We start from the raw sequence: 11,247 nt of genomic DNA on the forward strand, positions 1-11,247 counted from the left end.
TCAGCTGCGCGGCGCCATCATCTGGCTGCGCAGCCTTGCCCCCGCCACATGATCACGATCCCGAACAGGCCCTAGAACTGACCCCATCACCGTCCACGACATGAACTCCTGGGCCCAGCGTGGCGAACGCCTGGCGGCTCACCTTCCGGCCATACAAATCGGCCCGACCGGCAAGAAGTTGCTCCCTCTGACAGTCAAGAACACAGGTCCGACGCCGGCCTGCGGGTGCCGAAAACCCCGTCCATGGCCTGCGACGTGCAGATTCTCGTGAACCGCCGTTGACCGCAGGACGGGTGTGTCAGGCCGACCAATCGTGCTGCTGCGACTGCCCTACCTCGCCTGTCGAGCGTGTTCGCCGTCATCCGGCTGCTGCCGATGAGCGATATCGACAAGGACATCGAGATACTGACGCTGCGCCACCAACTGGCAGTCCTGCAGCGGCAGATCGACAGGCCCCGGGCCACCCCGGCGGACCGTGCTCTCCTTGCCGCACTCCTCCACCGGTTGCCTCGCGCCCGGCCGCGGCAGCTCCACCTGATCGTCTCCCCTGCGACGATCCTCCGGTGGCACCGCGACCTCATGCGCCGTCGCCACGCCGATGTCTCCCGACGTAAGCGTCCCGGCAGACCGCCCACCCGCCGCTCTATCCAGGCTCTCGTCCTGCGCCTGGATAGAGCGGCGGGTGGGGCTACAGACGGATCCACGGCGAGCTCGCCGTGCTGGGCATCACGGTCGCGCCCTCGACCGTGTGGGAGATTCTGCGCACGCATGGGATCCAGCCCGCACCCGAGCGCGACCGCCAGACCTGGGCTGCCTTCCTGCGCGGCCGGGCCCACGCGATCCTGGCCTGCGACTTCTTCACCGCCACCACCCTGAGCGGCGCGACTGTGTACGTCTTCGCCGTCATCGAGCACGCCGACCGCCGCATCCGCATCCTTGGTGCGACGGCCCATCCCACCGCGGCCTGGGTCACCCGGGCCGCCCGGAATCTCGTGATGGATCTTCAGGACGCGGGGGCCACCGTCACGCGCCTGATCCGGGACCGCGACAGCAAGTACACCCGCGCATTCGACGCCGTCTTCGAGGCCGAGGGCTTCGAGATAGTCACCACCGGTATCCGCGTTCCCCGCATGAACTCGATCATGGAACGCTGGGTGCACACCTGTCGGCACGAGCTCCTCGACCGCACCTTGATCTGGAACCTGTCCCACTTGCTCCCCGCGCTCGGCGAGTTCGAGTCGTTCTACAACGGGCATCGGCCGCACCGCGCCCTGCACGGCGCAGCGCCGCTTCGGCCGGCCCCCGAACCCATCACCGACCCCACCCGGCTCGACCACCTCGACATCCGCCGACGAGACCGACTCGACGGCATCCTCCACGGGTACACACATGTCGCTTGACCTGCGAGGACGTAATATTCGGCACCCGCAGGCCGACCGGCGCCGGGACTTCCACCACCAGGCCTCCACACGGATCATCCGCGACAACCAAGCGGTGTACGTGGAGAACCTCGCGGTGTCCGGTCTCGGCCGTACCCGGCTGGCCAAGTCGGTGCACGACGCGGGCTGGTCCGCGTTCGTCGGCATGCTGCGGTACAAGGCGGCCCGGCACGGCCGCACCTTCGCCAGGGTGGACCGCGCCTTCCCGTCCTCCCAGGTCTGCTCGGCCTGCGGATTCCTGGACGGCCCCAAACCCCTGCACGTGCGGGAGTGGACGTGCGGGGTGTGCCACACCGTGCACGACCGCGACCACAACGCGGCCCGCAACGACCTGGTCGAGGGACGCCGGATCGTCGCCGCCGGACGGGCGGAGACACCAAACGCCTGTGGAGCGCCGGTAAGACGGGCACACGTGCCCGCGCAGCGCGGTGAAGCAGGAAGCCCCCGGAAGGGTCAGCCGACCCAGGCCGGAATCCCTGGACTCTAGGCCAGAGAGCACGTCAAAACGTCTTGACCTGGCCGCCGTCGATGGTGAACTCGGCTCCTGTGATGTTGCCGGCAAGGGGCGAGGCGAGGAAGAGAGCCAGATCGGCGACTTCGTGGGCTTCGGTGACCCGCCCGGTGGAGATACCCATGCTCTGTGGCACGACTACGTCCATCGCTTCCTGCGCGGTGGTGCCGCTCTGGGCCGCCGTGGCGTCGGCGAAGCCACCTGGAGCGGTCCAGAAGGGAGTGCGGACTGGTCCCGGAGCGATCGCGTTGACCCGGACGCCTTGCGGTGCGAATTCCTCGGACAGTGACTTGGTCAGGCTGGTCAGCCCGGCCTTGGCCGCGGAGTAGTCCACGACCGCAGGGAATGGCAGGCGCGCGTTGATGGAGCTGATGTTGATGATGGAACCCCCGTCCGCGTCCAGCAGGTGAGGAAGCGCCGCGCGGCTGGTCCGGACCGCGCTGAACAGAGTCATGTTGAAGATCCGCTGCCACTCGGCGTCATCGATGTCCAGGAAGCTCGGACGGGGCGTCGCGGCACCCAAATTGTTGACCAGGACGTCGACCCTGCCGTACTGGTCCACCGCGGGCCCGACGAATGCGCCCGGTCCGTCTGCTGTGGACAGGTCGACCGTGACTGCAGTGACGCCATACTTCTCGTGGAGCCCCTCAAGCTCGGGAGTGATGCTCCTGCTGCCGGTGACCACGTGTACGCCTTCACGCGCGAATGCACCGGCGATGGCGAGGCCGATGCCCTTGCTTGCTCCGGTGACGACGGCGACCTTGTCCTTGAGGTGGAGGTCCATGGCGGTCCTTTTTTAGGGTGGTCACCCCCTAACATCGAGGGTACGGGGTGACCAGCGCCGCCAGCCCAGGCCGACTGGGCGTCGTATCCCGGCCCGCGCCGGGGCACGGCTTCGCCGGGTTGCTGTTCGTTGTCCAGCACTAGACGCGCACTAGACGAGTCTTTCCGAACACGTTCAGTGAGCGATTCTGTCGGGGGATCTTGAGGTTCCAAGGTCATTTGCCTTGGCGCCACCACAGGGGGCGGGTAGCCCGCGGGCATCGAGGTACTGCTGGAAGGCTGCGGGCTGTCGCGGGCGGTAGGTGGAGTCCTCGGGTTCTTGTTCGCTGAGACGTGGGCAGACCGTTAACCGCAAGCGCGTCGAACGCCTGATGCGCAAGCACGGGATCGAGGGCCGCCACCTGCGGCGATGCAAGCGCACCACCGTGCCCGACCGGCTCGCGCCGCTCGCCCCAGACCTGGTGAACCGCAACTTCCATGCCGGGCGGTTGGACGAGAAGTGGTGCGGCGACATCACATACGTGCAGGTCGGCGGGACGTGGCTGTATCTCGCCAGTGTCCTGGACGTCTGCTCGCGCCGGGTGCTCAGCTGGTCGATGGCCCCGCACATGCGCGTCGAACTGGTCATCAATGCCCTGAAAATGGCGGTGGCGACCCGCGGAGGCAGTATGGACGGGGTGATCTTCTACGCGGACCGTGGCTCGCAGCACACCTCGGCTGCGTTCGCGCAGGTCTGCGATGGTTTCAAGATCCATAGGAGCATGGGCCGAGTCGGCTCGAGCTACGACTCAACGCCCTCGCCAAGAGTTTCTGGCAGGGCCTCAAGAGAGAAACGATGCACCAGAGGCTTTTCTCGACGATGCGCCAGGCGAGACTGGAGATCTTCCGGCGGCTGATGTACTCTAACGCCCGCCGACGCCACAGCGTCCTCAGCTACCTCTCGCCTGTTGAGTTCGAACAGCAGCACCAGAGAGAACGTAGACTCACACTCGCAGCATGAACCCCTGTGTCCACACTCCGGGGGTCACCTCAGCCGGAACCACAGCGACCGATCCGCCCAGAGCACGAAACCGCCAGGTCCAAAGCGCACAGCGGGCAAGAACGAAGGACGACCCTCGAACGAGGACGGGCAACCATCCTCCCCTCGCCCGCATCGCGCAGCGACCCTCGCCCTCACTCAGCGAAAGTCCCTTCCCGCACCGGCAGTCCGTTACCCCTACCTCGCCAGGGCGTCGGCCTCCGCACGGGCCAGCAACGCATCCAGCGAGGCGGACTCCGCCTCCTGAATCGCGGCAATGGCGAAGTCGATCGCATCTACCGCGTAGAACTCCGCATCCTCCGCGTTCCGCTCGGCGCGGTTCGCGTCACGCTCGGCCTTCCGGTCCTGAACACGACTCTTGACCGACGCCACATGCTCCTGCCACTTGTTACTTGCTTCCTCCATCGACGCGGAAGCCGCGGCCTTCTTCTGGGCCGCCTCACGCTGGAGCTGCTCCGCCCGCTGCGCTGCTTCCTGCATCGCTTGGTCGACCGCAGCCGACAGTTGCTGCTGGTCTTGAGCGAGCGCATTCTGCACCTGCTGCTGTGCGTGCTTCGCCCTGTCCGTAAGTTCCGCGATCCGGTCCGACGACGTCGTCATGGGTCCTGCCTTTCCGATGTCTCATGAAAAGCGGCCTTCATCAATTCGAACACACCCGGCGGGGGGTCGCTTGCGTGCGCGCGCTCCCTGGTGTCGGCGTACACGTGAACGTTCAGCCCGGCACCTGGATCGCGCGTGTCTCGCCCACCCCGCTGCTCATGGTGGTCGTAACCGGCAACACCGCCACCGTCACCGACCTTGCCCTCGCCGCGTACGAGAAGGCGCTCCAGCCAAGCGGATCGAACTGATCTTCGGTGGCCATTTCGACCCCTGCATCGCGCAGTTCGACACCTCGTCCCGCACGGCTGTGGCCTGATTCCGTGATCACCTAACGAAGGCGCCTGATGCCGCTATGCCGCACCTGACCTACACCCTGCCCCAGCATGATGAGGCCGCCGTCGCCGAGGTCGGGACGCATGGCGAGCACGACGGTCAAGGAGGAGCGACGCCAGGCTGCTGAGCACCCACATCGTGCGCTCTCCGGCACTCTTGTCGGCGACAGGGCCAAAAGCGGCGCTGCGTCCACCGTGCCGGAGCGAGCCGCCCGGGCGTTTGCGTCACACGATTCAAAGGGTGGCGTAGGTTTGCGGACCGGTCTCGGACGCGGTCGAATGACGGAAGAGCGGGACCCGTCCCGGCACGTACGCTGACGGTGTCCTCCGGTGGGGGCGGTCAGGGAGTGGTCATGGGATCTGCGACACACGGGCCAGACCTCCGGCTGCGGCACGAGCAGGCTGTCTTCGCCCGGATGCGCGGGTCTCAGGACCGGATCGCGGACGCGATCACCGCCTTCGCCGGAACCATGCAGTTCGTCTACCTGCACGCGGCCTGGTTTGCGGTCTGGATCCTTTGCAACCTGGGGTTGATCGGTCACTGGGCGGTCTGGGACCCGTATCCCTTCGGACTGCTCACCATGATCGTCAGCCTGGAGGCGATCTTCCTGTCCACCTTCGTGATGGTGAGCCAGAACCGTCAGGCAGCCCGTGAGAACGTCCGCGCCGACCTCGACTTCGAGACCAATCTCCGCTCGGAGGTGTGGTCGACGCACATAGGCCGTGCCCTGGGTGTCGACTCCGATGAGGTCGAACGACAAGTGCAGCAACTGATCGCGGAGAACCGCGCCCGGATGAACGGCGCCGCGCAGTCCTCCGAATGAGTGCCCACATCAGTCGGTCGGCTGAAGCTGCGGTGCCCGCCCGACGGCGACGATGTCCTGCACCGGACCGCTCTGTCTCCGGGAGGAAGCGCCATGATCCACCGACACCGTCCGCTCATCGCCTACTGGGACTGGCAGCAGCACGCGTTCTGTCACGGCATGGATAGCTTCGTGTTCTTCTCCCCGTCCCCCGTCCGCGGAACATGGCGCCACGAGACGGGTCCGGGAGGAGCAGGCCCGAGTCGTATGGCTTCGGGGTAGGCATGTACGAGGACGAGCGCAGACGCCGGTCTTCACTACCGGCGAGGGCTCGTGTGCTTCTGGAGAATCATGGCGAGCCCGGGCCTCGGCCCATCGACGAGGAGCCGACATGACCAAGGCCGGATCCGCTTGGGCAGCCGGCCGTGAGTGAACGCCCCGGCATCATCCCGCCCTCCGTTGCCGTCGGGGGATCGAAGGCCGCGGCAGCGCCGGTGATCGACGCGCCGCCGCCGCGCGACGTGCGCCGGGCGGCCGATCTGTCGCGGTTGCTGGTGTCCGGCGCTGCACTGGTGGTGACGGTGCTGTCGGCCGTCGTGATGCGCGCGTCGGCCCGGAGGGTTCAGCAAGGGCTGCTGGACGCGGCGACCGCGCTCCCGCCGGGCCTGCGCGACGGTCTCGTCGGGACGGTGCAGGTAATCGCTGTGCTCGCGCCGGTGGTGGCCCTCGGCGTACTGGTAGCTCGGCGGCGGGGCGACGCGCTCCTGCGGGTCGTGCCCGCGGCGGCGCTGGGCGCGCTGGTCGCATGGTCGGTCACCCACCTGGCCCTGACGCGCAGCAGACCGGGCCTGTGGCCGCAGGTGCTGATGGGGCGGGGCGTGCTGGTGCACGTCGGCTGGCCGTCGGCGGTGTACCTAGCCGCCTGCGCGGCGGCGGTTGTCGCGGCAGGCCCCTGGCTGGACACGCGATGGCGACGGACCTTTTGGACACTGACCGTCGTATGCGCCGGGCTGAGCGCGGCGGCCGCCGCCATCGTGCCGCTGGAGGCGGCCGCCGCACTCGCCGTGGGAGGCGTGGCCGGATCGGCTGTGCTGCTGCTGGCCGGAGGCCCGGCGGATCGGCCAACCCCGCAGGCGGTCGCCGACGCGCTCGTCGCGTGCGGGATCCCGCTCGCCGCTCTGCGTGAGACGCCCTCACTCGAGCGGCGTCCCGGCGAGGGGATCCGCTACAGCCTCGAGACCACCGCCGGTGTGTGGCTCGCGGTACGGGCACTCGGCCCCGAGGACCGCAACCGCGATCTTTTCCACCGGCTCGCCCGGCTGACGATGCTGCGCCACCCCGCCGATACGGCCGCCCAGTCCCCGCTCGCCGCGGTCGAGCACGAGCTCCTCATGCTCGTGTTCGCGAACCGTACCGGCGCCCGGGTGGTCGAGCCCGTGATCGCGTACCCGGTGGCCGGGGGCAGCGCACTTCTGGTGACGGTCGAACGCGCTGCCCGTCCGCTGTCCGCGTTCCGGGGCGAGGAAATGACCGACCAAGTGCTCACCGGGTTGTGGACATCCGTGGCTCGCCTCCAGGAGCACCGACTGGCTCACCGGGCGTTGCGCCCGGAGCACATCCTCGTTGAGCCGGACGGTGCATCCCGGCTCACCGCGTTCGCGCGCGCCCGGCTGGGCGCCGCGCCCGACGCGCTCGGCAGCGACATCGCCGAGTTGCTGGCCGCCACCGCGACACACGTCGGGGCGCACCGCGCCACCCAGTGCGCGCTGGCCGGCCTCGGCCCGGGGCTGCTGGCGACCGCCCTGCCCTACCTGCAGCCGCTCGCGCTGCTCGGCCCCGCGCGGCGCGAGGTCGCACGGTACGACCAGGCCCGTGCGCGGACGGCGGGGGCGGGTGCCAAGCGGCGCACGCTGCGCCCCGGCGACCGGCCGAGCCTGCTACGCGACCTCTCCGCCGAGGTCGTGGCGGCGACCGGTGCCGAGCCGGTTCCCCTCGCGTCCCTCGCGCGCTTCACCTGGAAGAGCGTCCTCGGCCTGGTCGGCGCGTTCCTTGCCCTCCACCTGGTGCTGCCGCAGTTCGCGAACGCCCCGGCGGTGGTCACCGCGTTGCGCGACGCCAACTGGTGGTGGGTGCTCGCCGTACTGCCCGTCACCTTCATCTCCCAGGCGTTCTCGACCTGCCTGCAAATGGGCACCATTCCGGCCAGGCTGCCGTTCGGCCCCACATACGAGGTGCAGTTCGCCAGTTCGTTCCTGAACCGGATCACCCCGAGCAACGTCGGCGGCATGGCGCTCAATCTGCGCTACCTGCAGAAGACGGGGATCGAGACCGGGGCCGCGACGGCCTCCGTCGGGCTTCAGAGCGTGGCCGGCGCCGTCTCCAACGCCGTGCTCGCCGCCGTGTTCTTCGCCTGGGCCGGCCGGCACCATGCCGGAGTGCACCTGCACTTGCCCCCAGGCCGGTATGCGCTGCCGGCCATCGCCCTGGTCCTCGCGGCCGGAGGTCTGCTCGGTGTCACCCCACCCGGTCGGCGCTTCCTGCGCGAGAAGGTATGGCCGTTCCTGCGCGCGGCCGCGTCGACCGTGACCGGGATCGCGTCCAACCCTGCCAAGCTGGCCCTCCTCGTCACCGGCGCGCTCGGTTTGCCCCTCATCCAGGTCGTAGGGCTCGCGCTGAGCGTGCGCGCGTTCGGCGGCGATCTTCCCTTCGCACAGGTCGGTGCCGCCTACATGGCGGCACGCCTCGTCGCCAACGCGGCTCCCGTCCCCGGCGGACTGGGCGCCCTCGAAGCCGGCCTCATCGCCGGTCTGACCGCGCTCGGCGTGGCGGCCGGCGTAGCTACCTCGGCCGTGCTCGTCTACCGGCTGCTCACGTTCTGGCTGAGCGCCCCGCTGGGCGCCCTAGCCCTGGGCGTCGTGCAGCGCAAGGGCCACGTCTGACGCCGCTGCCGTTGCCGCCTTCGGACCCGAGCCGGGGCGGGCATTCGGTGGGCCGCCGGCTGCGCTGCTCTCTCGTTGCGAGGCCCTCCCGCCAAGCTGATCCTTGAGAAGAGGCATGCCGACCATTCGAGCGGACCGAGCGCAGAGGGGCTGCGGAGCCTGCGGTCATCGTGGCCCTGGCAGGACGGGGTTCCAGATGAGGCTTGTCGTCGATCTCAACCGGTGCCAGGGATTCGCGCAGTGCGCCTTTCTCGCTCCGGACGTGTTCGCCCTGCACGGCAGGCGCTGCTGTTCTCTCCTCGCTTCGACGAGGCGCAGCGTGACCGGGTGGAACAGGCTGCGGCCGCGTGCCCGGTCCAGGCCATCCTTGTCGACTTCTCCGATGAGCCGACGAAGGGGGCGGAGCCCCATGTCGGCTGAAACGGACGTCGAGGTCCTGCGGCGGGAGGGCCGCATCGTTGTCGTAGGTGCTTCGCTGGCGGGGCTGCGCGCGGCGGAGACCTTGCGCGCCAAGGGCTTCACCGGATCGCTGACCATGATCGGCGACGAGCCATACGAACCCTATGACCGGCCGCCGCTGTCCAAGCAGGTGTTGCTCGGGTGGGCGCGGGCCGAGGACACCGCGCTGCCGCGGCGGCGCGACATCGATGCCGAATGGCATCTGGGTGTCGCCGCCGAGGACCTGGACCGGAACGCCAAGCGGGTACGCCTGGCGAACGGCGACACCGTTGCCTACGACCGCCTGCTGATCACCACCGGGACCAGAGCGCGGCCCTGGTTCCACCCGGAACAGGCAGCGCTGGACGGGGTGTTCATGCTGCGTACCCGTGACGACTCCGCGCGCCTGTACCGGAAGCTGGCTGGCGGCACGTCCCGGGTGCTGGTGATCGGCGCCGGTTTCACGGGCTGCGAGGTCGCCTCCGCCTGCCGGGAGCTGGGCCTTGAGGTCACGGTCGCCGAACGTGGCCCGGCACCGCTGGTGGGCGCACTTGGCGGAGTGATCGGCGCGGTCGCGGACCGGCTGCAGCGCAGGCACGGAGTCGACCTGCGCTGCGGCATCAGCGTCACTGCCCTGGAGGGCGACTACGCCGGACGGCTTAGAGGGCTTCTCGAAACCGAGTGTGGGGGCTGGGTTTGTGCTGGTCAGGCATGGTGCGGGGGTGGGTGAGGTAGGTCCGGTGCGTCCGTGATGGTGGCGTGCTGGAGGTGCGTGATGGCGTCGGTGCTGGGGCGGCTGGAGGAGCGGGAGCGGGCGGCCCGCAAGCGGGTGGAGGAGTTGCAGGCCGAGCTGGAGGCGGCGCAGTCGGAGTGGGACGAGTGGCTGATCGCCCGCAGGCGGGTCGGCGAGGTGTGGAACGGGGGCGAAACCGCGGGCCAGGACGGTGAGCCGGCCAGGACGTCGGAGGAGAGCGAGGCCGCGGCGCCGTCGGCGGCCAGGCCCGGGTCGGTGGTTCCCCTCTGGCGGGAGGGGCTGTCGGCCGAGGTGCTGGCGGCGGAGTATCGGCAGGTCATGGGTCTGCTGGCCGAACGCCGCGCCACCGGCGGTCAGCCGCTGAACTGCCGTGAGATCACGGCCTTGTTGGGGCTGGAGGTGGTTCCGGCGAAGATCGAGGGGGTGCGGTGCAAGCTCAAGCGGCTCGTGGTGCGGGGATGGGCGCACGAGCCGGTGCCGGGCCGGTTCGCCTGCGGCGGCCGAGACGGCGGGTCATGACCATGGTCATCGACCACAGGATCATCGCCTCCGACGAGGCGGGCAGCCGCTCGTAGTCGCGGGCGAGGCGGCGGGAGCGGGTGAGCCAGGCGAAGGTCCGCTCGACGATCCACCGTTTGGGCAGCACGGTGAAGCCTTTCTGGCCGTCGCTGCGGCGGATGACGGTCAGCATCAGGTTCAGGGCCCTGGCGCACCAGCCCACCAGCATGCCGGTGTATCCGCTGTCCGCCCACACGCGCCGGAGCCGGTGATGCCGTGAGGTGGCCCGGGTGAGGAGGTCCTGAGCGGCGTCCCGGTCTCTCGTCGAGGCGGGGGTGACCATGACCGCCAGGACCAGGCCGAGGGTGTCCACCACGATGTGCCGCTTGCGGCCCTTGATCTTCTTCCCGCCGTCATAGCCGCTGGTCGCGGCTGCGACCGTGGACGTGCCCCTGGCGGACTGCGAGTCGATCGCCCCGGCCGTCGGCTCCGCGTCCCGGCCCTCCGCGTGACGGGTCGCGGCGCGGAGCCGGTCGTGGAACTCATCGATCAGCCCCTGCTTGCGCCAGCGGGTGAAGAACCGGTGCACCGCCTTCCACGGCGGGTAGTCGGCAGGCAGCGCGGGCCACTTCACGCCGTTGTCCACCACGTACCGGATCGCGTCGAGTATGTCGCGGTGGCAGTACTCCTCCGGCCGGCCGCCCCGGCCCTCGGCCCACGCCGGCACCGGGATCATTGCGCGGACCGTGGTCCACTCCGTGTCCGTCATGTCGGTGGGATAGCGGTGCCCGCCGGACGGATTGTCCGCGGCGTTCCCATGCGTGTGGGCAAAACAGTCGCACACCCGCGTGTCCGGGATGGACTCTTTCCCAGCGGGCCGATACAACTGCGGCAACAGGGCCTCCCGGTGAGCAGTGGCGTAGACACCCTCTGCACTACCGAGAGGCCCTGCCTTCATGCCCCCGCACGGCCACGATCACCCGAACGGCACACCCGTACGGAACCCCCAGCCCCACGCCCGGTTTCGAGAAGCCCTCTCAGCTTGTTCTTTATGGTCCGGGCTCGAACACCGGGTAGGACACCGTCACTCACCTGGGCATTTGCCGGACAG

General features: G+C 69.2%; 7 protein-coding genes and 4 pseudogenes. 8 read left to right on the plus strand and 3 right to left on the minus strand.

Features of this window, described 5'->3' with window-relative positions:
- Positions 1-313 precede the first annotated feature (313 nt).
- Together JL475_RS36385 and JL475_RS36390 are read left to right on the plus strand one after the other, a co-directional pair.
- Positions 314-1,400 (plus strand): annotated as a pseudogene (locus JL475_RS36385) (integrase core domain-containing protein).
- Positions 1,401-1,431: 31 nt separating this feature from the next.
- A pseudogene (locus JL475_RS36390) lies at positions 1,432-1,926 on the plus strand (RNA-guided endonuclease InsQ/TnpB family protein); the annotation flags it as partial.
- A 13-nt stretch (positions 1,927-1,939) separates the two neighbouring features.
- Here JL475_RS36390 and JL475_RS36395 read toward each other — a convergent pair.
- The gene (locus JL475_RS36395; RefSeq protein WP_202282471.1) at positions 1,940-2,734 is read right to left on the minus strand and encodes an SDR family NAD(P)-dependent oxidoreductase; all 795 of its coding nucleotides are present in this window, start codon (positions 2,732-2,734) and stop codon (positions 1,940-1,942) included.
- Between the two features lie 325 nt (positions 2,735-3,059).
- On the opposite strand from JL475_RS36395, the pseudogene JL475_RS36400 reads away from it, so the two are divergent.
- Positions 3,060-3,733, plus strand: a pseudogene (locus JL475_RS36400) (IS3 family transposase); the annotation flags it as partial.
- Positions 3,734-3,949: 216 nt separating this feature from the next.
- Here the strand turns inward: JL475_RS36400 and JL475_RS36405 are convergent.
- Positions 3,950-4,372 carry a hypothetical protein gene (locus tag JL475_RS36405; RefSeq protein WP_202282473.1) on the minus strand — a complete coding sequence of 141 codons (423 nt, stop codon included), beginning with the start codon at positions 4,370-4,372 and terminating at the stop codon, positions 3,950-3,952.
- 104 nt (positions 4,373-4,476) lie between these two features.
- On the opposite strand from JL475_RS36405, the gene JL475_RS36410 reads away from it, so the two are divergent.
- From JL475_RS36410 to JL475_RS36435, 5 genes and pseudogenes are all read left to right on the plus strand, one after another.
- A complete protein-coding gene (locus JL475_RS36410; RefSeq protein ID WP_202282474.1) occupies positions 4,477-4,620 on the plus strand; it encodes a hypothetical protein in 144 nt (47 codons plus the stop codon).
- 437 nt (positions 4,621-5,057) lie between these two features.
- Positions 5,058-5,528 carry a DUF1003 domain-containing protein gene (locus JL475_RS36415; protein ID WP_202282475.1) on the plus strand — a complete coding sequence of 157 codons (471 nt, stop codon included), beginning with the start codon at positions 5,058-5,060 and terminating at the stop codon, positions 5,526-5,528.
- 404 nt (positions 5,529-5,932) lie between these two features.
- Entirely contained in the window at positions 5,933-8,446 is a 2,514-nt protein-coding gene (locus tag JL475_RS41600; protein WP_202282476.1) for a lysylphosphatidylglycerol synthase transmembrane domain-containing protein, read from the plus strand.
- A 409-nt stretch (positions 8,447-8,855) separates the two neighbouring features.
- Positions 8,856-9,548: pseudogene (locus tag JL475_RS36430) on the plus strand (NAD(P)/FAD-dependent oxidoreductase); the annotation flags it as partial.
- Between the two features lie 111 nt (positions 9,549-9,659).
- Complete coding sequence (locus tag JL475_RS36435; RefSeq protein WP_202282477.1) at positions 9,660-10,157, plus strand: hypothetical protein; 498 nt, start codon at positions 9,660-9,662, stop codon at positions 10,155-10,157.
- Here JL475_RS36435 and JL475_RS36440 read toward each other — a convergent pair.
- Entirely contained in the window at positions 10,075-10,905 is an 831-nt protein-coding gene (locus JL475_RS36440; RefSeq protein ID WP_202282478.1) for an IS5 family transposase, read from the minus strand. The genes JL475_RS36435 and JL475_RS36440 overlap by 83 nt on opposite strands.
- Positions 10,906-11,247: the final 342 nt, after the last annotated feature.

It is taken from the genome of Streptomyces sp. M2CJ-2, assembly GCF_016757295.1.
GTDB lineage: Bacteria > Actinomycetota > Actinomycetes > Streptomycetales > Streptomycetaceae > Streptomyces.